Origin of the sequence: Geobacter sp., from assembly GCA_009684525.1 — a bacterium.
Classification (GTDB): domain Bacteria; phylum Desulfobacterota; class Desulfuromonadia; order Geobacterales; family DSM-12255; genus Geoanaerobacter.
The window spans coordinates 994805-1020699 of the sequence record WKKR01000001.1 but is presented as its reverse complement, the minus strand read 5'-3'; the positions used below and the strand labels follow the sequence as shown (position 1 = coordinate 1020699).

Genomic DNA, 25895 nt, shown 5'->3' with positions numbered 1-25895 from the left:
GGATATCCAGTGCTGAGCATGCCGGATAGCATCTGTTCTGTCATGGGCCGTACAATGGTTGCGGGATAATCCGCTCTGCATCGAGCATCCGCACAAGCTGCTTCATCCCCGCTTCAACAGCGTAAAACAGTTCGTCGGGCAATTGTTCCAGCCCCTTTACCAGCATGATCTGGGCAATTTCAGGTGCGAGCGCTGCAAGCTCTTTACCCTGTTGGGTGAGGTGCAGGTCTACTGCTCTTCGGTCATCCTTTGAACGACTACGCGTGACGAGCCCTTTCCCTTCGAGCCGGTCGATAATGCCGACTACCGTTGCCGGACTCAGGTACATCTGACGCGCCAAGTCCGAAACGCGAATCGGGGCATAGTTGACAAGGATCTTTAATGCCCAGAGTTGCGGGCCGGTCAAGCCTGTGGAACGCTCGGCGGTTTTCGAATATTCGTTAATGGCCTGGAAGACCCGCCAGACATTGTCGATGATCTCCGGGATCGATTCTTTCGATTTCATCATGTCTGCTCCCAAAATTGGCTTGACATATTAATTAGCAATGCTAATAATTAGCAACACAAATAATAGTGGTAACACGCCAAGTCGTCAAGTTCGTTTTGACCGGTTCGATTGTGTAGAGCATTCCACGTCGGGTTATCAAGGCAAAGGAGGCAGACATGAAGAGACATGTGGTCGGTTTGGGTCTGGTATTGGGATGTGTCATGTTCGTTGCAGGCGGCTGTGCCAAAAATGAGATCGTCAAGAAGGATGAGTCGGTCGCTGCTACTGCTGCGGGTGGGGGCGCTCCGATCAAGACGGAACAGGTAAGCGAAAAGCCGATCAGTCAGTCATCGATACAGGAAAGCACTGCGTCTGAGGCGTTGGCGCCGATCTCGAACGCGGCTGAATTGAGGACCGCTTTGGACGAGATCTACTTCGATTTCGACAAATATACGCTTTCAACAAAGTCCCGCGATACGCTCCTGAAGAACGCCGGAAATCTGAAGACAGAGCCTGCTGCTGTCGTCAGGATCGAGGGACATTGCGACGAACGTGGCTCGGAACAATACAATCTTGCCCTCGGTGAGAAGCGGGCCAAGGCTGCCATGCAGTACCTGGTGACATTGGGAATCCCTGAAAGTCGGTTGTCCGTTATCAGTTACGGCAAGGAAAAGCCCGTTGCCCTTGGGCACGACGAGGCTTCCTGGGCGAAAAACCGGCGGGATGAGTTTGTGATCGCGACGGAATAGCTTTCCTTAAGCCGCTCCATCAGTGTATTATGCGCGCGGTGGAGCGGTATCGCCACCTATTCCAGTATCGCGGACTAACTCATGCAGAGAAAATTTGTCGAACAGCTCACCTTGCTTGCCAGTGTCATCAAGTGGACGTGTTATGCCTCCATTGTCGGGGTTTTGGTAGGTTTTGGCACTGCCGCGTTCCTCCGCTCACTCGCCTGGACGACGGGCCAAATTGCCAGATACCCGGATTATTATCTGCTGCTGCCGGTTACGCTGGTGGTGAGCAGTGCCCTGGTCTCCTGGCTTGCCCCCGATGCCGCCGGTCACGGGACCGAGAAGGTCATTGAAGCAGTTCACAAGCGGATGGGCAAGATCCCCCTCATGGTTGTGCCGGTAAAACTGGTTGCCACGGTCATTACGCTTGCCGGAGGTGGCTCGGCCGGCAAAGAAGGACCCTGTGCACAGATTGGGGCCGGTCTCGCCTCGGCATTCGGCGGATTGCTCCGTCTTGAAGACGTCGATCGACGCAAGCTGGTCATTTGCGGCATCAGTGCCGGTTTTGCCACGGTTTTCGGTACGCCGATAGCCGGCGCCCTGTTTGGTGTCGAAGTGCTTGTGCTGGGACAGGTGATGTATGACGTACTCTTCCCTTCGTTCGTCGCAGGTATCATCGGTTTCCACGTGGCATCGCAGCTCGGCGTCGATTATCCCCACCTCTCTGCAAAGATTGTCCCCGATCTGACCAGCTGGAGCTTTGCGGAGATGCTCATGCTCGGCATTTGGTGCGGGCTGATCGCGCTGGTTTTCATCGAGCTTATGCAGCTGAGTCACCGGCTGTTTTCACGGCTTCCCTGGCACTCTTCCGTAAAGGCGCTGTTCGGCGGTGGGCTGCTGGTGGTCATCGGCAAGATGGTTTCGGTTCGTTATCTGGGACTTGGTATCGACTCCATCGAGGCCAGCCTGAACGGCACGGTATTGCCGGCCGGAGCCTCGCTGATGAAGGCTATTGCCACAGCGATTACCCTTGGCTGTGGTGGCAGCGGCGGGGTCGTTACCCCCATTTTCTTCATTGGGTCCGCTGCGGGAAACCTTTTTGCAAGCCTTTTCCACGAGCCGTTGGTTGCGACATTCTCCGCCATAGGTATGGTGGCGTTGCTAGCAGGAGCGGCAAATACGCCGATTGCGGCGTCTGTCATGGCCATGGAACTGTTTGGTGCGGGGATCGCTCCCCACGCTGCCGTTGCCTGCATGGTCAGCTTTCTTATCGTCGGCTATCGCAGCATCTACCCGAGCCAGGTCTTGGGGATGCAGAAAAGTACCTCGCTAAAGGTAAAGACCGGCAGGCCGCTCGCCGAATTCGAGCCTGCCATGATCAATCACAGGGGAACATCGCTGCTGGGGCTTATGTCCAAGGGATACAGGTTGGTTCGGCGCGAAAGGGAGGATCGTAAGCATGACCATGAATAGTCCGGGGCGACGGTGGCAGAGGGCCGCAATGATCTGTCGCCTGTTTCCGCTATTTTTATGGGCGCTGGCGATGTGCGGCTTCACCTGGGGAGGGCTTTCCGATTCTTGTGCCGAAGCAACGAATGCTCTGGCCGATAGTCAAACGGGGTTAACCGATGGACTTGCGGCGAGAGCTATCGACCTCTGTCCCAATGGCGCGGTTGGCCACTTGGCGAAAGGATTCCAGTTCGAACGCAAGGGTGACGTGACTCAGGCTATCAAGGAATATAGGATAGCCATTGCAGCCGATCCCAATCTCAGCCAGGCCCACGGCAACCTGGGTCTGCTGCTCCTGCAGCAGGGAGCCGATGACGATGCTGCATCAGAACTGTCGAAAGCTCTCACGGGCACATCCGATCCACGCTATCACCGGGGACTTGCAGAACTCCTGAACAAAGGAAAATGGTCATCACTGCTTCTCTTCCATGCTCGCGAGGCGTTGAAGGGCAACCCTGATGACTCTGATGCGCGTACGTTGCTGGGGGACGCTTTTACCCTGCAGGGCAATCTGGAATTGGCAGAAAAAGAGTATGCACAGGTTTTGGCCGAGACTCCGGGTCATGAACTTGCCCACATCGGTCTGGCCGTGGTCTATACCAAAAAAGGCCAGCTTGATGATGCCATCGGCGAGCTCAATGCCGCAGCACTTGCCAATCCGGCCAGCAGGGGGATCCACAGGAAACTGGCGGATCTCTACCAACAGAAGGGGGAGATGGCCCTGGCTGACAAAGAGCTGCAGTTGGCCGGCCTCAATCCCGACGATGCCTATATCGACAGGCTCATGCAGCAGGGCGATCGTTATCTGCTGGCCCGCAATTACGAAAAAGCCATTGAGTCGTATGAGGCCGTCCTGAAAAAGCGGCAGGGTTGGGCAGAGGCGCTGGAGAAGCTGGGTGATGCCCAGATGGCTGCAGGCCGCGATGAAGATGCCATCAACGCCTATGGTCAGGTGCTCGCCCTCGATGCGGCCAACCCCTCGCTGCACTATACACTTGGCATCCTCAACGAGCGGAAAGGTTTACTGGACAAGGCAGAGGACGAATACCGGAAATCATTGCGCTACGATCCTAAGAACAGCGACGCCCGCCGTCGTTTGGCTGACATATACACCCTGCGCGGCAACTTTGCACAATCGATCGAGGAATACACCGAACTGATCAAACTCCGGGGTGATAACCCGATTCTCCATTTCCGCTTGGCCCGAGTCTATGAGAAGAGCAAGGATTATAAGAAGGCCATTACCGAATATCTGGTCGCTGTGAGGCTTGCGCCGGACAACCTTGAGGTGAGAAAGGAACTGGCTGCCCTCTATGGGAAAAGAGGGATGATCGATGAGGCGGAGAGGCAGTACCAGGAAGTCCTACGCATTTACCGGGATGACAAGGAAACACGCAATGCCTTGCTCTCCATCTACGTCAGGCAGAAGAATTATGACGGTCTGCAACTGCTGCTCAGGGAAGCGGTGGAGCAGAATCCCGAAGATGCCAACAACCATTACCGGCTCGGGATCATCTATGACTTCGAAAAGGAGTATGACGCGGCTACAGCCGAGTATCAGAAGGCGATAGACCTGAATGCCGGTCATGCCAAGGCGTTGAATGCCCTCGGGCGGCTGTACATCAAGACGGGGAATATCGAAAAGGCAAAAATGTTTTTGGAGGCAGCCCGCACTGCTGATCCCGATTTCATCGAGCCTCGTGAATTGTTAAGCAATATTCGCGAAGATCAGATCATGAAGCCGGTGAAATATCGCAAGAAATCGTTTAAAGGGAAGAAATCAGTCAAGCGGAGCACGGTAAAGAAGAAGGCCGTAACGAAAAAGCATAGTAAAATCAAGAAGAAGGCGATAAAGAAGAATCGGTAGAAATCATAACCACAATCTGAAGTAACCTGTCCCTCCTCCTATTTGCGAGAAGGGAATCATGCCAAGCTGGTTGCGTGGCTGCAGGTTCAGGCTGCTTTCGGGAAGATCGAACCGATGCTCCGCCTCTTATCACAACAAAGTCCGCATCAAGCCCTGCCGCGATCTCTTCACAGGTAGCTTTCAAAGGGCTGGTGTCCTCATGTCCCTCCCAAACCGGTGGATGCAACTATCGAGAATATGACGCCGGCTTTCAGTCAGATCCACTCAAGAAGAATCCTGATTACCCGATACGCAACACTATAACTGTCCAATTTGTTTTCCGACCGGAAACTCCGGAGGAGAAACTATTGGTTATCCGGATCTGACGAGATGGAGAGCGATTTCCCGATGAGATGGAAAGAGAATATTGTCATCGGAATTTCTGCTGATTACGAAAAACGCTCCCGAGGAGGGAAGAACATGAAAAGAATCTTCCTTGTGGCATCTGCGCTGCTCATGACCGGTTGCCTGACGACTTCACCGGATACCTCAGCCTGGAACATGGTGAAAGAAGTCAATTCGCCGGCAGCGTATGAGGATTTCATCCGGCGCTATCCGGACAGCGGATATGCGGATGATGCCCGTGAGATGATCGAAGATGCGAAAATGGATCGGATCATGAAGGCAAGCACCGTGGCCGAGTGCGTCCAAACCATTAAGACGAATCCCGAACCCGAGATTGCCGCTACCGTGGCCGATCTTGCCTTTAAAGCCGCCCGTAACGAAAACTCCGTGGAGGCCCTCTACGATTTTCTCTTCTATTTCAAGGAGCACAGCGGAGCGCCGGAAATCCGGGAGCGTCTGGAGGAGATCGAGTTCAAGAGGGCGAGCGGGGACGCTTCTCCCGTGCCCATGGAATACTTTCTGCTCAAGTACCCGGAGTCCCGCTTTGCCGGGGAGGGCCGAAAGCTCCTTTCGCAAAAGACCTACAAGCAGGTCAAGGCCTGGAGGAGTCAATACGGTTACAAGGCTTTTCTGCTGAGGTTCCCGGAAAGCTCCTCTGCTGCGGAGTTTCGGGGGTTGATCCTGCCCGCACAAGTACAACCGGGCGCTTCGAATGTCAGGGAAAGGCTCGCCGACGTCATCGAACAGAGTCCATGGCTGAAACGATACGGCTGCGCACTCTCCCTTTCTGCAGGCATCAGGAAGAAAACCGGCGATATCGTCATGTTACGGCGACAGCTGTACGAGCTTGAAAAGGGAGGGGCTTCCGGAACCCTTCCGGAATGCTGTTCTGCAGCGATTCTCGTGGCCAGACCGGGGGTAGGTGAGGATTTGAATGAAGTCCTCCGGATGATGGCAAAGACAGAGGAGCGCAGGAGAGAGCTGGCGAATATCTGGGAGGTTTACAAGCAGCGGGACGATATGGCCAAGACCGCCGCAGAAACGAGTTCTAAGGTCGCCGACGACCTGGAGGCTGCCGAGCTTTCCGAAGAGGTGTTGGGCAGCGGCCCCCTTGGTGCGCTGGACATCGGCAGGGAAAAGGGTTCGGTGTCGGCCAGGAAGGCATTTGAGCGTTTCAAGCTGGCAGGGAAAACCATTGAGAAAAACCGGGACGATATCAAGCGTCTGCTGATTGAAATGGACGGTTTGTACCGGCCTTTGAAGCTGTATCTGAGTAGTTGTCTTGTTGCAGGATAGTTCTCTGTGCGGAGGCCAACCATGAAAAATTCGACTGCCAAGGCGTTCATCTTTGCGACGTGTATCCTCTGCGCCCAAGGCCCGGCTTTTGCCGGCAGCCCTCTCTTTATGCCCAAGGATGAACCGAGCCCTTCCATGTTGTCCGCAACTGAGACGGAAGAGATGAAGAAGTCGGCGGAGACGCTGAAGCGGAAGGCGGAACTCCTGAAGGCAGCGGCACGCAAAAAATATGCTGCTGCCGAAGAGCTGAGAAGGAAGGCCGGAGGATACCGTTCGGAGTCGTCGCAGAAAGGCGAGATGCTGCGGAGCAAGGCGGAACAGGATGCCGCCGTATCCGGGTTCATCGGGGAGATGTTCGGTGCCATTACGAGCATGGGGGGAGGGCAGTTTTCATCGAATACTGCTTTGGCCTCAGCCATGACCGGCAGGATGATCCAGGGGCAGCAGTCGATGGATGCACAGGCGGTCATGGATGCCCAGGGGAAGGCGGGCCAGCTGAGCGCTGAAGCCGAAAAAAAGGCCGGCCCCCTGGAGATGCGGGCCGATGAATTCGAAAACGAGGGAAACCGGCTCATGGAGGCCCACAACCGTCTGATCAGTATCGCGAACGCAAAATACCTGCTGGTGGCTGCCGATGAACTGCTGCAGAAGATCGAAGGCGATGGCCGACGTCTGGAACAGATCAAGGAAGACGCCCGGGAATTTATTGCCCTCACCCCGAGTCGCTGAATCTCGTCATGCGTATCGGTACAGCCAACAGAGGAGGATGGTGCTGTGCGGTTCTCTTCGCCGTAACGCTTTCCTGTCCGTTTGCGTGGGCGGAGACCGGCAGGGTGAACGCCGATCTTCTCTGCGAAAGGGCTGAAAGAGCGGACCGGGACGCCAGGGATGCCGAAAGGAGATCGGAAGAACGGAAACGGTTTCTGAAAGGCACAGCAGGGAATCTCTCCCAGAACCAGGTGGCACGCGGGAGCAACACTGTTGCAGTCAGTCAGTCGATCAGGACCAGGATCGCACAGGTCCGGGATATCCTGCCGCAACTCAGGCAGGGAGCGACTTCCAGTTATCAGGATAGGGGGATCGTTCCCGGGCTCAACCAATATTTTGTCCAGATGGAGCGTACCATCAACCAGGCGCTCCAGGCCATCGATACCTGCCTGGACGCCCCCGGCTCCTGTAGCATGCCGGCGTTCTTCTGCCCATCGCCGCCGAGCTTTGCGGCAGGGACCGGCAGGGGGCAGAGCGCTGATTTCGTCCGTAAGGTCCAGCAGAGCTATGTCCAGGCAGGGAATATGGCCCACCAGGCCTGCCAGAATCTCAAGACCGAAGCCCTGGGGGAGATCGAGCGGCTCAAGCGGGAAAGCCGAAGCATGGCCATGAAAGGTGATCAGCCGAGGATCAGTCCGGCACAGTCTTTTGGAGATACCGATCTCTATCTCAAGAGGGCTGAATCGCTGAAACGGGAAGCTGCGCAGCTGATATCGGAAGCCGACCGGATCTCCGGGACCAGCGGCTATTGTGGTGCCCGCCGGCATTCGCAAGCCGGGGCCGGTACTTCCGGCGACCTGATCGGCGCCCTCAAGGCCACCGAGATGCAAGAGCGGGACAACGACACCGGTCTCCGCTACGACGCAACGGTCGTGGACCTCAAGTCGGCATGGGACCGGAAGTGGAACAAGGGGAAGAGGCTCGATGCGTCGGACGTCCCCCTGCCGAAGGTCTCAGCGGATGATCGGGGCAAAGCGGCGCTCAAGCCTTCTGACGATTCCCCGGACAGCGACGGACCCGGCTGGTGGTCCAAGGCGAAATCTGCGTATCAAAAAGCGGACGAGCAGGTGGAACTTACCGAGTTCATAAAGTCACGGCCAAAGGAATTGCTGAAGGATGTGGCAAAAGAGCTCATCGAGAAGAACCTCGGCGGTGTCGGCAAGACCCTGACGACGGGGTATACCATCCTGTCGGCAGTGAAGTCCACCAGCGACGAGGTCGGTGAAATCCTGACGGACGCCCCACGGGTCATCGCCTCCGGCAGTGCCGATAATGCCAGGGAACTGGCAGCGAGGGCGGACAGGGTCCCCCTGAATTTCCTGAACAGCCTCTTTGATGACGTCACCGGCAAATTCCCGCCACCTCGATACACGTACCAGTACAAAAAGGCGCTCGGCAATGAATAGGGAACGCCACGGTTGCAGAATCCTTGCATGGATCTTCATGGTGCTGGCGATGCATCTCGTCACGCCGGCCACGGGGCTGGCCGCGGGTGTCGAGGTTCGCAGGTTGCTCGATACCGCCTTTCTCGGCGATTCGTATGTCTATGATGTGGACCCGGCAGGGGCTGTTCTCGTCCTCACCAGGGACAATATCTACGATGCCGGCGCAGGAGAATTCCTGTTCGGAGAGCCGCTCAGGAACCCCGGATGGCTCGCCTTTTCCGGCGCCAGGTTTCAGTTCCTGACAAACGGCGCACTTTTCGTCTCAGACGGTGGTACCCCGCGGAAACTGCTGGACGTCCCCCTGAAGAGCCGCATCCTTGCCTCTGACAACGAGCGTACCTTCATCAGTGGGATCACGCCGACTGGGAAGCCGGTCTTGTTTCTCTACAAGGAGGGCATGGGACACAAGGCATTGCTCGAACTCGACGCGCCGATCGACGCCATGGCCCTGGCGCGGGGAGTGTTGTTTTTCTCCGTTGGCCCGAGAATCTATACGCTCCGGGAGGGTGGTTCTGCCGGGCTCTTTGCCTATCTGCCCGACTTCCCGGCCATCTCTTCCCTAGCGGTCGACGAACGGCACGGTCTGCTCTATTTCTCGGAGGGGGAGAACCTGTATGCCGTGCGCGGCAGCGACTTCGTCGTTGTCCGGCGCGGTCTGGGGGGGATGCTCCGGTGCCGGGAAGGCGATCTCTATCTCCTTTCCTGGCGCGACCATGCCCTGTTCCGGTTGCGCGGTCTCGCTGAGGCATTCGCGTCCGCCGGGACACTGTCTCCCCTGACGGACCCGTGCGAAGATCCCGTTCTGTCCCTGTATTGCAAAGCAGAGGAGAAGCGGGCGCTCCTCAGATCCCTGGCGCAGATCGAAGGGGCCAGGGGGGCCGGAGACGGTGCCGCCCGCGGGGAAGTGGACGACTACATGGCGGCGCAGAAAAACGAGTTCGCTCAGATCATGGCCGGTCTCGAAAAAGAAGCGGCGACGGGCGCCATCGGGATCAGGTGGGGCGGTGGTCTCGAACCGCAGGCAATCGGTGCAAACGACGTGATCACGACGGCACGGAGGGGGGTCGGCCTTACCCTCTGGAATGGGAGCGAGTTCAGGATCGGGCCGGATTCGAAGGCGGTTATCGGCGATTGCAGGCCGACTGGGGAATGCCGGCAGACGCTGTCACAGGGGCTCACCTATTTCGCGGCAAACAGGTTGCCCGGCAGGGAAGATGCTCTCTCTGTGCCAGGGAGATTCTCAATTGTCACCGAGGCGCTCAGGTTCAGATTCGATTCGGGTCGGTTAGCCGTATTTGCTGCCGGCGGCCAGACCGCAGTCGTCGTCATCGAAGGCCGGGTCGAAGCCGTGACCCCGCTGGGTGAATCGGTGACGGTCGCGGCCGGAGAGACGCTCGAAGCGAGAATCGGCGAGCGGCCTGGCGCACCGGCGCCTGCCGAGATGAAAAGGCTGAATAGATGGTGGGAGGAGATCCGGTGAAGCCGGAAGGCAAGACGACAACGCAGGGAAAGGAGTTTCCATGAGACATAAGCTATCGAGACTGACGTTGGCTATTGCAGCCCTGGCCCTGTTTTCGCTGACAGGTTGCGTCGAGACGAAGTTCGTCTATAAGCCGGGTGCTCCCGCGGCAGGGGTGACCCCGATCCCGACGAAGATTGCGGTCCTCCCCTTTGTGGATGGCACCGAGGATTTCACGCAACGCGGCAGCATATTCGACCCGGACAATTTGAGGTTCAATGTCGTGAAGACCGGCATCAGCGGTTCCATGGCCGCCCTGACACCCGACCTGTGGGCCAAGGCATTTGCGGACGAGATGGTGGCGTCGGGAAGGTTTAGGGACGTAAAGTTCATCTATAGCCCGTCGGAACTGACGGACGAGACCTACTTCGTTGAAGGGACGCTGGAGAAGGCCTATCTGGCCGGTGGCTGGAACACCCCCAACGAATATGCCCTCAGCCTCCGGGCACTGCAGAGAACCGACAAGACAGCGGTCTGGGCAAAGGAAGTCAAGAGCGTACGGAATACCCCCAGGAATATCTACGAAGGATGCGGGATGGGGCTCCAGTGTATGACGGACCATTTTCACGCCGATATCAACGGGGTGATACAGCTCATGTATGCCGAAGCGATCGCAGACCTTGCCGCGAAGCTGTCACGCGGCAATGAAAGCGGCGGCAGAGAGGACGCTGGTCAGCCGCTGATCCCCGTTGCCGCGAAACCCTCATCGCAGGTCGCCCCTGGATCGGTGGACGATACCATCGAAAAAATCCTCATGGAAAAATAAGCCTAGTGTTCATCCGGAAACACCGGATGAACACAGATCACTCTGCGGGCAACGGCCCTGTACCTGTTCTACGAGAACGGTACGGGGCCTTCGGTCTGTTCCTCAGCCGGTTTGCCGCACTCTCCGCATCGCAGTCTCTTTGCAAACGCACACTCCTCGACCGAATCCTCCCCAAAAGCCGAAGATTCCTGTTTTTCTTTCGGGATAATCCCAGTGGAACTCCGTTCCCGTCCGGAAGAATTGATCGCCCGACATGGTATACTGGAAGATATTCCAATGAGGAGATCCGGGGATCATATGAACGACGTATATGTGGTCGAAGCGCTGCGGACGCCTTTTGGCTCCCTTGCGGGGGCGCTTGCCGACGTGGCGGCGCCGCAGCTGGCTGCAACGGTGATGAAGGGGCTCCTGGCGCGGTCCGGCCTTGCGGCCGAGGCAGTGGACGAGGTGATCGTCGGCCAGGTCCTTGCCGGCGGTTGCGGCCAGGCCCCAGCCAGGCAGGCTATGCGGCTGGCCGGAATCCCCGATGCGACCCATGCCCTGACCATCAACAAGGTTTGCGGCAGTGGCCTCAAGGCGCTCATGCTCGGCGCCGGCTCCCTCATGCTCGGCGACTCCCGGGTGGTGATCGCCGGCGGCATGGAGAGCATGTCGCAGGCTCCCTACGCTCTCAATAAGGCTCGTCGCGGCTATCGCCTCGGCCATGACCGGATCTTCGACCTGATGATCCTCGACGGCCTCCAGGACCCGGACAACGGCCGGCTCATGGGGGAGATCGGCGAGGAGAGCGCATTGCGCCACGGCCTGACCCGTGCCGAACAGGACGAATATGCCCTTCGTTCGTACCTACTGGCCCGAAAGGCCATGCAGGAGGTGGTGTTTGCCGAGGAGATCGTCCCGGTGGCGATCCCGGACAAAGCGGGCAGCCGGGTGGTCGAAGCGGACGAAGAGCCGTTCAAGGCGGACCTGGAGCGGCTTCCCCTTCTGAAGCCCGCCTTCCGGCAGGAGGGGACCATCACTGCCGGCAACGCCTCCACCATCGGAGACGGGGCGGCCCTGGCCCTTCTCACCGACGAGGCGGGGCTCACGAGCTTCAACCTGCGGCCCAAGGCGCGGATCGTCGCCGCTGCCAGCGAAAGCCGCCATCCCGACCGGTTCCCCGAGGCGCCGGAGGGGGCGATCCGGAAGGTCTGCGCCAAGGCGGGGCTCCCCCTGGACGCCATCGACCTGTTCGAGATCAACGAGGCATTCGCCGCGGTGGCGCTCATCGCCATCAGGACCCTGGGGCTCGACCCCGACCGGGTGAACGTGAACGGCGGCGCCATTGCGCTCGGCCATCCCATCGGCGCCAGCGGCGGCAGGCTTGCGGCGACGGTGATCCGGGAACTGCACCGACGGCAGGCGCGCTATGGCCTGGCCTCCCTCTGCATCGGCGGTGGCGAGGCGGTGGCCATGATCTTCGAGCGGGTTTGACAGGTTGTTGAAAAACGGCCATCTCGCCGCCGTCCTCGAAAGCCTCCTTGTGCGGCGTAGCGCTGCTACGCCTCCGCGGGGCTTTCTGCGGGTGCGACGATCTGACCATTTTTGAACAACCTGAGTATTTCAACAACCTGCCGCTAAAGAGGAGTGGGGCATGATCGAACGGATCGGCATCGTCGGCGCAGGGGTAATGGGGCAGGGGATCGCACAGCTCTGTGCCGCGCACGGCCTCGCCTGCATCCTGTGCGATGCCGTCGCGACCCAGCTCGAACGGGCGGTTGACGCAATCCGCGAACAGCTGCAGAGGCAGGCAGGGAAGGGGGCTATTGCCGAAAGCGAGATCGGGGAGATCCTTTCCCGCATCGACACGACAACCTCCCTTGCCGACCTTGCCGCTGCCGATTTCGTGGTCGAGGCGGTGAGCGAAGATGAAGCCCTGAAACTGGAGCTGTTCCGCCGGCTCGACGCTATCGTGCGACCCGACGTCGTCCTTGCCTCCAATACCTCCTCCATCCCCATCACCAGGATCGCCGCGGCAACCGGGCTCCCTGGACGGGTGATCGGGATGCACTTCATGAACCCGGCGCCGGTGATGCAGCTGGTGGAGGTCATCCGAGGGGAGGAGACGGGCGAAGCGGCCTTTTCCGCCACCGCTGACCTGGCGACCCGCCTGGGGAAGGAGCTGGTGGTATCCCGCGACCGCCCCGGTTTCATCGTCAACCGGATCCTGATCCCGATGATCAACGAGGCGATCCGGGCACTCCACGAGGGGGTTGCCAGCGCGGAGGAGATCGACAAGGGGATGCGGCTCGGCGCCAACCTGCCGATGGGGCCGCTGTCCTTGGCCGACCTGATCGGGCTCGATACGGTGCTGGCCATCGCCAACACACTTTACGCCGGTTTCGGCGACCCCCGGTACGCCCCCTGTCCCCTGCTGGTGACCATGGTCGGGGAGGGGCTGCTGGGGAGGAAGTCGGGGCAGGGGTTTTTCCCCTATCCTGACCGATAACCGGGGCAGATGCCCGCCGGCCCCGCCGGTTCCGGGTGCGGGGAGAACGACAGAGTGAGGTGACGGCATGGATTTCGAGCTCACGGAAGAACAGGCAGCGCTTCGGCAGACCGTGCGGGCATTCGCCGCAACTGAACTGAGGCCGGGGGCCAGGGATCGCGACAGGACCGGGGAATTCCCCTGGCAGGCGGTGGAGGGGATGCGGCAACTCGGGCTGCTGGGGCTGGTCCAGCCGCCGGCCTACGGCGGGGGAGGGCGCGACCTGGTCAGCTATGCCATTGCCGTGGAAGAGCTGGCCAGGGAGGACGCCTCGGTCGCCATCACCCTGCTCGCCCACACCCTCTGTGCCAGCCATATCAACCTGTTCGGCACCGAGGCACAGAAAGAGCGCTTCCTCGGACCCCTGGCGCGGGGTGAACACCTCGGGTCCTGGGCCCTTACCGAACCACAGGCAGGAAGCGATGCCGGCGGCATCCGGACCGTGGCGCTCCCCGATGACGGCGGCTGGCGCCTGACCGGCAACAAGCTCTTCATCACCAACGGTTCCGTGGCCGGGACCTATGTGGTCATGGCCTCCACCGATCCCTCCCGGGGCGACAAGGGGATCTCCGCGTTCATCGTTCCCGGCGATGCCCCCGGACTGGCAAAGGGGCAGAACATGGAGAAGCTCGGCTTCCATTCCAGCGACACGGTGGGGCTCGGACTGAAGGGTGTCGCGGTGCCGGCGGGGAACCTGCTGGGGGAGGTGAACCGCGGCTTTGTCCAGGCCATGGAGGTCCTCGTCTCCGGCAGGGTCGGCGTTGCCGCCATGGCGGTCGGGATCGGCCGCGGCTGCCTGGAAGAGAGCCTCGTCTATGCCGGGAAGCGATCCGCATTCGGCCAGCAGATCGGCGAATTCCAGGCGATCCAGTGGATGCTCGCCGACATGGCCACCGAGCTCGATGCCGCCCGTCTCCTGGTGCTGCGAGCCGCCCGGCTCAAGGAGACCGGGCAGCCGTGTGTCAAGGAGGCGGCCATGGCCAAGCTCTTTGCGGCCGAAGCAGCCATGCGTGCGGCGGTGAAGGGGGTGCAGATCCACGGCGGTTATGGCTACACCCGCGCCTTCCCGGTGGAGCGCTACCTACGGGACGCAAAGCTCTGCGAGATCGGCGAAGGGACCTCCGAGGTCCAACGGATGGTGATCGCCAGGGAACTTTTGAAGGCAGGTTAAGGTTAAGGAGGGGGTCCTTAACCTCAACCTGATTTTCGGAGGAAATCATGAGACCGGTCTACATGATTACGGGGGGTATCACCAGGTTTGCCAAGGCCCATCCGGACAAGGATTTCCGCCTCATGGTGAAGGAGGCGTTCGAGTATGCCCTGGCAGATCTGCCGGGGCTTGACCGCGACCTGATCGACGGCAGCGTCTGCTCCTACTTTTCCGATCACTTCACCCGCCAGCCCATGGCCGGCGCCATGGTCCAGGATTACCTGGGGCTTTGCCCCAAGCCATCCCGTCGTGTCGAAGGGGGGGGCGCCACTGGCGGGCTCTGCTTCCAGGCCGCTTGGGAGGCGGTGGCCTCCGGCAGGATGGAGGTCTGCCTGGCCATGGGGTTCGAGACCATGAGCCGGGTCAACACCTGGAAGGGGAACGAGTTCATCGCGCTCGCTTCGGACACCAACTTCGACTACCCGGTGGGAGGGTTCTACACCGGCTACTATGCCATGATGGTCAGGCGCCACATGCACGAATTCGGCACCACCCTGGAGCAGATGGCCAAGGTGGCGGTGAAGAACCATCGCAACGCCCTCCATAACTCCTATGCCCAGCAGCCGGCCCTCTTAAGCGTGGCGGATGTTCGCGGCTCCTCCATGGTGGCAACGCCGCTCACCATCCTGGACTGCTGCCAGATGTCTGACGGCGCGGCCGTGGCCATCCTCGCCTCCGAGGAGGTGGCCCAGCGGCTCTGCCAGCAGCCGGTCCGGATCACCGGCATCGGCTCGGGCACCGATGCCATGCGGATGGCCGACCGTCCCCACGGAGAGGTGCCGCTCCTCCCCCATGAGACGGCCGAGGAGTACCGCGACCTGCGCTATCCGGGTGTCCACTCTTTCCGGGGGGGAAGGATGGCGGCCAAGCTCGCCTACCGGATGGCCGGGATCATCGATCCGGGCAGGGAGCTGGACTTTGCCGAGATCCACGACGCCTATACCTCGTCCGAGATCCAGACCTACGAGGACCTGGGATTCTGCCGCTACGGTCAGGGGGGGCGGTTCGTCGATGCCGGAGCGCCGTTCATGGCCAACCTGGACTATGGCCTGACATTTTCCGGCGAAGGGACCTGGCCCCGCCTGCCGGTGAATCCGTCAGGCGGGCTTCTGGCCTGCGGCCACCCGGTGGGTGCGACGGGCCTCATGCAGGCGGTCTTTGCCTTCTGGCAGCTCCAGGGGAGCATTGCCCGGCACTTGGGGGATGCGGCCCTGCAGCTCCCCGATCCGAAGAAGGGGCTCATCCACAGCCATGCCGGGACAGGGACCTACATCACGGTGACGGTCATGGAGCGGGTGTAGGAGACTTCAGGCGGGGGGATCCCCCCTGCGAGCGGGGTTACCCATGAACACGGATGCGAAACTTCCCGAGACCGAAGAAGGAACAATCCTTTTCAATACCGACCCGATCATCGTGAAAGACCACTATGAGATCGACTACCTGCATTCCTATGCCCAGGACTCCCCCTTCTTTGCCGGCCTTGCCGGGAAGAAGCTCCTGGGAAGCCGCTGCATCGGCTGCGGCTACACCTATGCCACGCCGCGGGGGCACTGCATGGGGTGCGGTGCACCGACCTCATGGGTCGAACTGCCGCAGGAGGGGAGGGTCCACACCTACACCACCTGCCACTTCGGCGGCGAGGCGTTCCTCAAGGAGACCCCCTTCACCCTTGTCCTGGTCGAATTCGACAGCGTCGACACCCTCTTCCTCTCCCGTCTGATCGGCGCCGAGCCGGACGAGGTGCGAATCGGCATGCCGATCCGGGCGCGGTTCCGCCGCAACTGCCAGTTCAAACCGACCGATGTCTATTTCGTGCCCCTGTGAGCTGCATGGAGATTCCTGTCAATCGGCAAGTTCCGGGAGGTCCCGGTATAACTCCCGCGATTCGGGATTGGCCAGGGCGTCCCGGTTTTTCACCGGTTCGCCATGGATAATGTCTGGTGAGCATGGCGATCACGGTCTCGGCGATGTTCGGCATGAACCCGGCGATCCGGTCCCCTGGCCCCACTCCGACCGTGCGGCAGAACGCTTGATTGTAACCTCTTCGTCGAAACGATATAATACAAATATGGAATAAATTCCCCGCGTTTTATGAAATGGCCGCACAGGATGGCTGATGCCGGACATCGGGGAGCGTGAGTAAGATGAGACTGGAAGCCGTGATGCAAGAACAGTCTGAGCAGTTGACGACAATCCTGGACAGGCTCGCGAAGATGCTGGAGAAGGTCAGATCCGCCTTCATCCACCAGCAGCCCGGGCAGCTTGATTCCTTGCAGCAGGATCGGCAGGATCTGCTGGAAGAGATCGCCTTTGCCGGTGCGCAGGCCGACGATCGGATGTTCGGGCTTGCGTTGAAGAGCAGGCGGCGCTTTTATCGTTACCAGAGCATCCTCGCCCACTTGGACATGGCGGCCGGGGCCATCGCAAGCCTTGGCGAGGCTACCCTGATGCAGATCAGGGACGGGATCCCCTTCTCCGACCAGGCGGTCCAGCAGGTCACGCTCCTGTTCGAGTACCAGAAGAACATCCTCGACTCCCTGACGGAAGCGGTGAAGAGAGGCGATCGGGGGCCGTTGCGGCAGGTGATCGAGTCGAGCCGCGAACTCTGCCGATACTGTCTCAGGTTTGGTACCCATCATGAGACACGGCTCGTGGAAGGGCTCTGTCTCCCCAGGTCGGCCCCGCTCTTCCTGTCCATCCTCGACTGGATGCAGACGCTTTCCCACCACGAGGTCGAGACGGTGAAACTGTTGAACCGCTGGTTACGCAAAGAGGTCTAAGGCGATGGCCGGCACCGGGAGTGCCGCATGTGGCGGGAGGTGAAAGGGATGGGGAGAAGACCGTACGTGGATCAGGAAGTCTGTATCAGTTGCGGGGTGTGCGTCGAGATGGTGCCCGAGGTCTTTCGGATGAACGACGATAACTATGCAGAAGTGTACGATCCGGCCGGAGCCCCTGAGGAGAGGATACAGGAAGCCATGGACGCATGTCCGGCAAACTGTATCGATTGGGAGTAGACATGCCGGGGTGAGGTCGGGAAAGGGGGTTGTCATGAACACGGCAGAGAACATTCCATTGGCAGAGGAACTGGGTGAGGTCGAATACGGGCAGTTGAAGGAAACCTATTGCCGGCTGCGGGAGCTGCACGAAGAGCTGAGCGACATCCGTGCGGCATACGTCTCTGACGGGACCGCGCCGACGCTGGATCAGATCCAGGCGCTTCAGATGCAGATGGAGGAGCTGTACACCGAGCTGGAACGGTTTCTCCTTCCTGTTTGTGCCCCTGACAGCATGTGCGGTCCGGGGATGTGCATATAATCGGTGAACGGCAGGTCGACACGCCGGCGCAGGGGTAGGATAGCCGGCAGGGGGGGATTTCATGAACGTGTACGATTTTGCGATGAAGATGGAACTCGACGGCAAGGCATACTACGAGGGGCTGGCAGCAGAGACCGAGATCAGCGGATTGAAGACCGTCTTTACCATGCTGGCGGCCGACGAGCAGAAACACCATGACACCGTGATGGCCATGAAGGCCGGAGGAGACGGGAAGATGGCCGATACCACTGTTCTTTCCGAGGCGAAAAATGTCTTCACTGCGCTGAAGGGGCAGGAACTACTACTCGGCGGCATGAGGAAGTCTCTGGAAGGTTATCTGCATGCGATGAAGATCGAGGCAGAGAGTGTCCGTCTGTACGAGGATATGGCAACAAAGGCGAGTCAGCAGGAGGTCGTGCAGATCCTGCTGGAGATCGCCAACGAGGAGAAGAAGCACTACAACGTCATGGAAAATCTCTACGAGATTGCCCTGAAGCCGGAGTATTTCCTTGAATGGCGGGAGTTCAGCAACCTGAAACCGCTGTGACATGGCTACTTCTCATGACGCCACACCGACCGGTGGTCCGCCGATCGAGCGGATGATTATCGAATCCTCCGGTAACAGCAGATATCGGGGGATTTTTTTACGTTGTGCACGGGCATGCATAGATGCGAGGCACTCAGGCAGCGTCATGCGTGTCTCGGCATGCAGTTGCAATCAGATCGTTAAGGAGTGTTCATCCGGTGTTTCCTGATGGACACTCCTGGTTTCCAGATCGGGGACAAGGGATTAATTGTCAAGGAAATCAAGGGAGTGCGCGGAGGTGCACATCGGTACGCTGCACAAGCAACCCCGCAGATTGACACCGTCAGGGCGGAAAAGAACCGCTTCCGTATGGGAACTAAGGAAATACCCGATGATCGGGTATGAAATGCCCTATAACGCCACAACGAGAGGTTGTGAACAGGGCAATCCTCCCTGGGTGAATCAGCGACCTCCAGGCATGGCGCATGATGTTTCCGGATTAAAATCAAGTGTATTCACCCCCCACCTGGATGCATCCCGTAAAAACAGCGATGCCACAACCATCTGTTCGCTTCTTCCTGGACGACGATGCGGTGGTCTGACAAATGCGCTTCTGCTTGTTATGATGTTGTATATGAATCTATAGAATATGGGCTGCATGGGTCGGACCGGGATCGCGGCACAACGCAGGGAGACGCTCTCCTGATCTGAGCCGGAGATATCATTGCCCGCTCCCCGCCTACAGTTTGTCTGAAATGCGCAAGCAGGTGATCCCTTCGAAAAAAGGAAACGAATGATGCAAAGGCATATGCGCGCGTCGATGAAAATTGCGTCTATCTATGCGCTGACAGGGATCTTCTGGGTCCTTTTTTCCGACAAGGTCGCCAACATGATCTCCACTGACCCTGAAGCGGTCGCTGTCATCTCCATGGTCAAAGGGTGGGGGTATGTTCTGCTTACCGCGGTGCTGCTTTACTGGCTGATCCAGAGGCATATGACGGAACTCGGGAGGGCGGAGGAGCAGCTCATTGAGCAGAATGAAGAACTGTGCATGACCGAAGAGGAGCTCCGCCAGCAGATTGACGAATACCAGAACAGCCAGAATGAGCTTTTTGAAGCACATAAGACGCTGAATGCGCTCTTTCAGTTTTCACCGTTGGCTATTGTGGCATTGGACACGAATGGCATTGTCACGCTCTGGAACAGATCGGCCCAGCTGCTTTTTGGCTGGTCTGAGAATGACGTGCTGGGGAAGCCCTATCCTCTTGTTTCGCTCGAAAACTTTCAGGGAGACCGGAGTGATCTGGAGATTACGGTTCAGGAGAAATCGCTCCGGGACGTTACCACCTGCAGGCTGAGCAAGAGTGGCGAATCGATTGACGTGAGCATCTACACCGCCCCCATGCACGGCAACAGAGGAGAGATCACGGGGATCATCGTGATGTTGACCGACATTACCCAGCGCAAGCAACAGGACCGGTTTCTGCGAGAGAGCGAGGAGCGGTACCGTCTTCTGTTTGAAAACATGCAGGAAGGGTTTGCCTATAGCAAAATGCTATACGACACCGATGGCCGAGCCTGTGATTTCATCTATCTCAGTGTGAATAGCGCATTCGAGGAATTGACCGGCTTGCGGGGGGTGGTCGGGAAAAAGGTGACCGAGATATTTCCCGATATCGGTAGAGAGCACGCCGATCTGATCGAAACGTATGGCCGGGTCGTCCGGACCGGCCAGCCGGAACGGCTGGAGCTCTTTTTCCAGCCGCTGGGGATCTGGTATACGATTTCAGCCTACAGCACGGGGAATGATCACTTTGGCGCGATCATCGACAACATCTCCAGCCGCAAGAAAGCCGAGCAGACCAGAGAGGCAACGGTCGAGCTGCTGCGCATCTGCAACAGGTCGAAGAATTCCCGTGAGCTGATGCGCGACCTGCTAGGGTACTTCCAGCAGCTGCTGACATGCGATGCCGTCGGTGTCCGCCTCCATGAAGGGGACGACTTCCCCTATTATGAAACGCGGGGCTTTCCCGAAGAGTTCGTGCTGCAGGAAAACAGCCTCTGCGCCTATGATCAGGCAGGCGAGATGGTGCGCGACAGTGCCGGTCACCCGGCGTACGACTGCATGTGTGGCACCATCCTCAGCGGCCGGTCTGATCCATCCCGTCCGTTCTTTACCGCGCGGGGCAGCTTCTGGTCAAACTGCACGACAGAACTGCTGGCAAGCACCACGGAGGCCGATCGTCAGGGAAAGACCCGAAACCGCTGCAACGGTGATGGATACGAATCGGTGGCCTTGGTCCCGCTTCGTCTCCAGGGAAAGACCTTTGGCCTGTTCCAGTTCAATGACAAGAAAAAGGGCTGTTTTACGCTCGAAAAAATCACCCTGCTGGAAGACCTTGTCGACTCTGTGGCAATCGCACTGGCCAAGCTTAAGATCGACGATGAACTTGCCGAGAGCAATGAGCGATTTCGGATGATATTCGAGAACAGCCTGGATGCCATTATGCTGGCAACGGCAGAATGCGACATCCTTACGGCAAATCCGGCGGCATGCCGGATATTCGGCAAGAGTGAAGAGGAGATTTGCCGCGCCGGTTGCGCCGGTCTGATGGCACACGATGTCATCGACATCTCGGGACTGCTTGAAGAGCTGAGGCGGACCGGCCGGAGCAGGGGCGAAACCATGATGCTCCGTGGCGATGGCAGCCAGTTCCCTGCCGAGATATCGTCGGCACTCTTTTCGGATCAGGCGGGCATCCAGAAATTGAGCATAGTCATCCGCGACGTGACGGAGCGTCTGAACCTGGAAACCCAGCTTCGCCATTCGCAAAAGATGGAGGCCATCGGCACCCTGGCCGGCGGGATTGCCCATGATTTCAACAATATGCTCGCAGTGATCCAGGGGATGGCTGAAATGTCGAAACGCAAAGTCCCTGGCGAAGGCGAACTGTGGGAGCATCTGAATCTGATCTCCAAGGCCGCTGACCGTTCCATTGAGATCACCCGCCAGCTTCTCGCCTTCTCTCGCAAGGATCTGGCCTCTCCCAAGCCGGTCAATCTGAATGTGCATATCATCGAGACGGAAAAAACCCTGTTGAGACTGATCGGCGAGGACATCGTGCTGACATTCCGGCCTGCAAGCGACGTCTGGTCAGTGCTGATCGACCCTTCCCAGGTGGACCAGATTCTGGTCAATCTGGCTGTCAATGCCCGTGATGCCATGGCTGGCGGCGGTACCCTGGTCATCGCCACGGAGAACGTCTCCGTCGACGCCGCCAGTTGTCAGTCCGTGCTTGACGCGACACCGGGAGAGTATGTCCAGTTGTCGGTCAGCGACAGCGGTGTCGGCATGGAGAAGAGCATTCTGGACCATATTTTCGAACCGTTCTTTACCACCAAGGAGGTCGGCAAGGGAACGGGGCTCGGACTTTCAACGGTCTACGGCATCGTCACGCAGAATAACGGATTCATCAAGGTTTCCAGCAAGCCGGGCCAGGGGACAACCTTCCATCTGTATCTCCCCCGGTTACTGGAAGCGGGGGCAGTAGAACAGGAGACCCCGCAGACGGTTCCTTCCGGGAACGGCACGGTTCTGATCGTTGAGGACGACAACATGATGCGCTGTGTCGCTTCGCTGCTTTTGAAGGAAATAGGTTACCGCTCGATCATTGCTGAATCGCCCGAGAGTGCAATAGAGATCTGTGGAAAAAGAGACACGGAGATAGATATCATCCTGTCTGACGTGATATTGCCGGGGATGAACGGAAAAGCGATGATGGAAGAGATCCGGAAGATTCGCCCCGGGATCAAGGTGCTGTTTATGTCCGGGTACACCGCGGATGTGATCACGCAGCGCGGTGTGGTCGATGAGGGAACGAATTTCATCCAGAAACCGTTCAATATTTTTACCCTGAATGCCAAACTGAAAGAAGCGCTTGGAGTATGATGACCCGATGACACGATAGATTCCGCATGACTCGAAATCGTGAAGTAACCTCTCCGCAGAGACGGCAAGAGCGGGGTCAGTTCGCTGGGACTGGCCCCGCTTCCGTTTTCTGTTGCGGATTCCCGGCCGGCCCGGTTGACTCGCCCGGCATTACGGAGTACCTTATCGTAATTGAGGCGGAGGATGGGGTGCATGGGTGAATCGGTGGTGTTCTGGCTGGAGAACAGAAACTGCGCCGGGATCAAGGCTGCGGAGATCGGGGATCAGCTGCTGGTGCTGTACCGGGACCGCTACTACGTGGTGACGGGTGGTGCTGCGCAAAGCCGGGGCGGCAGACCGTTGCGCTATGCCACCTCTTCGTTGCCGACACCCTGGAAACGGGCATTGAAGGGGGATCTGCCGTCAGCGGTGGCGTTGCCGCCCAACATCGATCCGGACCCCGCCCAGCAACCGCGCAAGCCCGTGCGGAAGAAAAGGGAGAAGCCTGCCATGCCGGAACCGGAACTGGAAACAACAGCGGCTAAGAGCGAGAATGCGTCGCTGCCGCCAGCAAAAAACTCGCGGAAGGTTGAGGCGAAACCGGTTGCCCAGGCACCCGTTGTCGCGAACTGCCCCTACTGCAACGCCCGCCATGAGATCCCGGTGGAGAAGGGGAAGAACGGCAAGCCGTTTTTCATGCCGTGCAGCAGGTGCAAAAGCGATTTCGCGGTCCGCTTTGTCCAGGTTACCGTATTCCAGGCCCAGGTTGCCGGGTTCCGTTAGGTGTCGGGCAGTCTGCGCACGACCGAACTCCTGCACCTGATCATCTCCCGGCTCGGCCACGACCTGGAGGTGCTCTTCACCGCGGCCAAGACCGCTCACGAAGCATCGATCCATGAAGAGAACCTGCCGGACAACAAGTACGACACCCTGGCCCTGGAGGCATCCTACGTGGCCCAAGGGCAGGCGAACCGTGCCCGGGAGCTGCGGAAGTCCATCGAGGTCTACAAACAGCTGAAGCCCCAGGGGGAAGGGGACGGTTCGATCCGTCTGACTTCGCTGGTGACCCTGGCCGATGACGCCGGCACGACCAGGAAGGTCTTTCTCGGCCCTGTCGAAGGGGGCTTGCGGTTAGAGCACCACGGGGACGAGATCGTGGTCATCACCCCGGCATCCCCCCTGGGCAGGGAACTGCTCGGCAGGGCCGTCGGCGACAGTGTCGAGATAGAGGCGGGAGACAACCGCACGGAGTATGAAATTGTCCAGGTCTGTTGAGGTGATCAGGGTGCCCGAGGATGACCTGCCGCACCAGGGGCAATCAGCCTGCCCCGAAGATGGGGTGGAAGTCCCGCTGGAACGGATCAACCCGGATACCCTGCGGAACCTGATCGCCGAGTTCGTCACCAGGGAATGGGAAGAGCTGGGCGATTCCCGCCATACGCTCGACGACAAGATCGAGCAGGTACACCGACAGCTGCGGGAGAAGAAGGCCAGGGTGGTGTTCGACCTGGCTTCGGGGACCTGCAATATCGTGACGAGCAGCTAGCCTGAAGGATGAGGCGTTCCTTTCATAACCGGACCATCAGTCTGCTACCGCCGGGACCTTTTATCCCGGCAGAACCGGCTCCCCCTCATAACGGAGCAGAGTCGAGGAATGCATGAAAACAGCACTGCTACTCATCGACATCCAGAACGACTATTTCCCCGGCGGCAAGATGGAACTGGTGGAAAGCATCCACGCAGCCGCTGCTGCGGCACGCCTTTTGGGTGCGTTCCGCCGGCAGAAGTGGCCCGTCTACCATGTCCGGCACATCTCCTCCCGCCCCACTGCCACCTTCTTTCTCCCCGACACTCCGGGGGCAGAGATCCACGATTCGCTGCATCCGCTGGTCGTTGAGCCGGTCATCACCAAGCACTTCCCCAACAGTTTCCGCGAGACCGATCTTTTGGAGAGGCTCAGGGACGACTCTGTCGGCAGCCTGCTCATCTGCGGCATGATGAGCCACATGTGCGTGGACGCCACTACGCGGGCTGCCTTCGACCTCGGTTTTTCCTGCATCGTGACCCATGATGCCTGTGCAACCAGGGAGCTTGCCTTCAACGGGGTCATTGTCCCGGCAGTGCACGTCCACGCCTCCTCCATGGCGGCTTTGGGCGCGGTCTACGCCCAGGTAAAGGGTGTCGACGAGATTGTGGGAAACATTGCCGACACGCACTGAAGAGAGGGGAGATGCCATGAACAGCCGGGAAGCCACTTCACTGGATCGGGCGCTGTCGCGTGTCTGCGAACTCTGCCCGGTCTGTCTTCATGCCCGTCATTACCAGAAAGGGATGGTCCATTCCTTTGTCAGGAACATAGAGGATCGCATCTGCCCCTTCTGCCAGGCCTACGAGCGCGTGCACGGCAAAAAGGCCCACGAGCCGAGGGATTGAAGGGGCGCGCCACCCCGCGCTCAACCGTAAGAAAAGAGGAGAGACATGCCCCCCATAACCGTAGTCGCAAAGGTTGTCGCCAAAAAAGACGCTCTCGAAGCGGTGAAGGCGGAACTGCACAAGCTCGTTGCGCCGACAAGGCTTGAGACAGGCTGCATCGCCTACACGCTGCATCAGGACAACGACGATCCTGCCGTCTTTCTCTTCTATGAGACCTGGGAGGACCCGGCCTGCCTGGAAAAACACATGAAATCCGATCATTTCAAAGGGTATGTCCGGGCGATCGAGGGGCTGATCGAGGAGAAGCAGGTGCAGATCATGACGCGGATCGCATAGACGCCGGGCATCTGCCGCACAAACAGTCCGGGAAGGAGTGCCCACGCTGAAAATCTGGATCGATGCCGATGCTTGCCCCAGGGTGATCAAGGAGATCGTGTTCCGTGCCTCCGCACGGCTCGACCTGCCGGTTCTGCTCGTGGCGAACAAGAGCCTGAACAAGCATACCACCAGGCTGGTGCAATCCATTGTCGTTGCCGACGGCTTTGATGCGGCAGACGACTACATTGCCGAACATGCAGCGGCAGAAGACCTGGTGATCACCGCGGACATCCCGTTGGCGGCCAGGGTCGTTGCCAATGGCGGCGTGGCCCTGGACCCGAGAGGTGAACTCTACACCGAGGAGAACGTGGGCGAGCGGCTTTCCATGCGCGACCTGATGATGGAACTCCGTTCGGGAGGGCTTGTCCTTGGCGGGCCGAACCAGTTCAGCCTCACCGACCGGCAACGCTTTGCCTCATCCCTCGACCGCCTGCTCACCCAGATGCTGCGGGGCAGGAGACCGGTTTGACGTCACCATCCCCTGCCAGGGCAGGCCGAACCTTCCCGAAATCCCCGACCATCGGCAGGGGCGCCGGCATCACTCACCCGATGCCGGGTGAAGGCCGGACTGCCCGGCAAACCGGGCAAAACCCAAATATTCCTATCTATTCGCTTCGGAAGGGCGTAGAGTAATCAGCTGACCTTCTTCCGAAATCATTTCTTTCAGTCATTTCGAATCCCCCCGGTTTTCCGGTCATCTCCAGCCACCTCGTACGTCAATCCCTCTGGAACATACCGCACAGTTCCTTTCTGAATCTTCCTGTCACGTGAAATCCTTCGCCATGGCTCGACGCTCAGACTAC

Annotated in this window: 26 protein-coding genes; 25 read left to right on the top strand and 1 reads right to left on the bottom strand. The window is 59.1% G+C overall.

What is annotated here, in order from left to right; translation table 11 throughout:
- Positions 1-40: 40 nt before the first annotated feature.
- Complete coding sequence (locus GJT30_04490; protein MSM38867.1) at positions 41-505, bottom strand: MarR family transcriptional regulator; 465 nt, start codon at positions 503-505, stop codon at positions 41-43.
- A gap of 158 nt (positions 506-663) precedes the next feature.
- Between GJT30_04490 and pal the strand changes: the two genes are divergently transcribed.
- From pal to GJT30_04365, 25 genes are all read left to right on the top strand, one after another.
- A complete protein-coding gene (gene pal, locus GJT30_04485) occupies positions 664-1236 on the top strand; it encodes a peptidoglycan-associated lipoprotein Pal (GenBank protein ID MSM38866.1) in 573 nt (190 codons plus the stop codon).
- An 81-nt stretch (positions 1237-1317) separates the two neighbouring features.
- The gene (locus GJT30_04480; protein ID MSM38865.1) at positions 1318-2691 is read left to right on the top strand and encodes a voltage-gated chloride channel; all 1374 of its coding nucleotides are present in this window, start codon (positions 1318-1320) and stop codon (positions 2689-2691) included.
- Positions 2678-4594 carry a tetratricopeptide repeat protein gene (locus GJT30_04475; protein MSM38864.1) on the top strand — a complete coding sequence of 639 codons (1917 nt, stop codon included), beginning with the start codon at positions 2678-2680 and terminating at the stop codon, positions 4592-4594. Before GJT30_04480 ends, GJT30_04475 begins: the two co-directional genes overlap by 14 nt.
- Positions 4595-5053: 459 nt before the next feature.
- The gene (locus GJT30_04470) at positions 5054-6274 is read left to right on the top strand and encodes a hypothetical protein (protein ID MSM38863.1); all 1221 of its coding nucleotides are present in this window, start codon (positions 5054-5056) and stop codon (positions 6272-6274) included.
- Between the two features lie 21 nt (positions 6275-6295).
- Positions 6296-7003: a hypothetical protein gene (locus GJT30_04465; GenBank protein MSM38862.1), complete on the top strand. Its 708-nt coding sequence runs from the start codon at positions 6296-6298 to the stop codon at positions 7001-7003.
- A gap of 8 nt (positions 7004-7011) precedes the next feature.
- A complete protein-coding gene (locus tag GJT30_04460; protein ID MSM38861.1) occupies positions 7012-8448 on the top strand; it encodes a hypothetical protein in 1437 nt (478 codons plus the stop codon).
- Positions 8441-9967 carry a hypothetical protein gene (locus GJT30_04455; protein ID MSM38860.1) on the top strand — a complete coding sequence of 509 codons (1527 nt, stop codon included), beginning with the start codon at positions 8441-8443 and terminating at the stop codon, positions 9965-9967. The genes GJT30_04460 and GJT30_04455 overlap by 8 nt, the downstream gene beginning before the upstream one ends.
- Before the next feature lie 40 nt (positions 9968-10007).
- Complete coding sequence (locus GJT30_04450) at positions 10008-10772, top strand: hypothetical protein (protein MSM38859.1); 765 nt, start codon at positions 10008-10010, stop codon at positions 10770-10772.
- A gap of 297 nt (positions 10773-11069) precedes the next feature.
- The gene (locus GJT30_04445) at positions 11070-12245 is read left to right on the top strand and encodes an acetyl-CoA C-acyltransferase (protein ID MSM38858.1); all 1176 of its coding nucleotides are present in this window, start codon (positions 11070-11072) and stop codon (positions 12243-12245) included.
- A 160-nt stretch (positions 12246-12405) separates the two neighbouring features.
- Positions 12406-13260, top strand: a complete 855-nt coding sequence (locus GJT30_04440; protein ID MSM38857.1) for a 3-hydroxybutyryl-CoA dehydrogenase — start codon at positions 12406-12408, stop codon at positions 13258-13260.
- A gap of 67 nt (positions 13261-13327) precedes the next feature.
- Positions 13328-14470 carry an acyl-CoA dehydrogenase gene (locus GJT30_04435; protein ID MSM38856.1) on the top strand — a complete coding sequence of 381 codons (1143 nt, stop codon included), beginning with the start codon at positions 13328-13330 and terminating at the stop codon, positions 14468-14470.
- Between the two features lie 47 nt (positions 14471-14517).
- Entirely contained in the window at positions 14518-15810 is a 1293-nt protein-coding gene (locus tag GJT30_04430; protein ID MSM38855.1) for a thiolase domain-containing protein, read from the top strand.
- Positions 15811-15853: 43 nt separating this feature from the next.
- On the top strand, positions 15854-16333 hold the full coding sequence (locus GJT30_04425) for a nucleotide-binding protein (protein MSM38854.1): 480 nt from the start codon (positions 15854-15856) through the stop codon (positions 16331-16333).
- 338 nt (positions 16334-16671) lie between these two features.
- Complete coding sequence (locus GJT30_04420; protein MSM38853.1) at positions 16672-17289, top strand: hypothetical protein; 618 nt, start codon at positions 16672-16674, stop codon at positions 17287-17289.
- A gap of 48 nt (positions 17290-17337) precedes the next feature.
- Entirely contained in the window at positions 17338-17526 is a 189-nt protein-coding gene (locus GJT30_04415; GenBank protein MSM38852.1) for a ferredoxin, read from the top strand.
- 34 nt (positions 17527-17560) lie between these two features.
- Positions 17561-17827 (top strand): hypothetical protein, encoded by a 267-nt coding sequence (locus GJT30_04410; GenBank protein ID MSM38851.1) that lies wholly within the window; start codon positions 17561-17563, stop codon positions 17825-17827.
- Positions 17828-17888: 61 nt separating this feature from the next.
- Positions 17889-18374 (top strand): ferritin, encoded by a 486-nt coding sequence (locus tag GJT30_04405; protein ID MSM38850.1) that lies wholly within the window; start codon positions 17889-17891, stop codon positions 18372-18374.
- Between the two features lie 772 nt (positions 18375-19146).
- Positions 19147-22302 carry a PAS domain S-box protein gene (locus GJT30_04400; protein ID MSM38849.1) on the top strand — a complete coding sequence of 1052 codons (3156 nt, stop codon included), beginning with the start codon at positions 19147-19149 and terminating at the stop codon, positions 22300-22302.
- 192 nt (positions 22303-22494) lie between these two features.
- Complete coding sequence (locus tag GJT30_04395; GenBank protein ID MSM38848.1) at positions 22495-23064, top strand: hypothetical protein; 570 nt, start codon at positions 22495-22497, stop codon at positions 23062-23064.
- 12 nt (positions 23065-23076) lie between these two features.
- Positions 23077-23556, top strand: coding sequence for a transcription elongation factor GreAB (locus tag GJT30_04390; protein ID MSM38847.1), 480 nt, complete (start codon positions 23077-23079; stop codon positions 23554-23556).
- On the top strand, positions 23534-23827 hold the full coding sequence (locus GJT30_04385) for a YheU family protein (protein MSM38846.1): 294 nt from the start codon (positions 23534-23536) through the stop codon (positions 23825-23827). Before GJT30_04390 ends, GJT30_04385 begins: the two co-directional genes overlap by 23 nt.
- Positions 23828-23939: 112 nt before the next feature.
- Positions 23940-24500 (top strand): isochorismatase family protein, encoded by a 561-nt coding sequence (locus tag GJT30_04380; protein ID MSM38845.1) that lies wholly within the window; start codon positions 23940-23942, stop codon positions 24498-24500.
- 16 nt (positions 24501-24516) lie between these two features.
- Entirely contained in the window at positions 24517-24714 is a 198-nt protein-coding gene (locus GJT30_04375) for a hypothetical protein (protein ID MSM38844.1), read from the top strand.
- Positions 24715-24759: 45 nt separating this feature from the next.
- Positions 24760-25050 (top strand): antibiotic biosynthesis monooxygenase, encoded by a 291-nt coding sequence (locus tag GJT30_04370; GenBank protein ID MSM38843.1) that lies wholly within the window; start codon positions 24760-24762, stop codon positions 25048-25050.
- Positions 25051-25096: 46 nt separating this feature from the next.
- Positions 25097-25561: a YaiI/YqxD family protein gene (locus GJT30_04365; protein ID MSM38842.1), complete on the top strand. Its 465-nt coding sequence runs from the start codon at positions 25097-25099 to the stop codon at positions 25559-25561.
- The last annotated feature ends 334 nt before the right edge of the window (positions 25562-25895 follow it).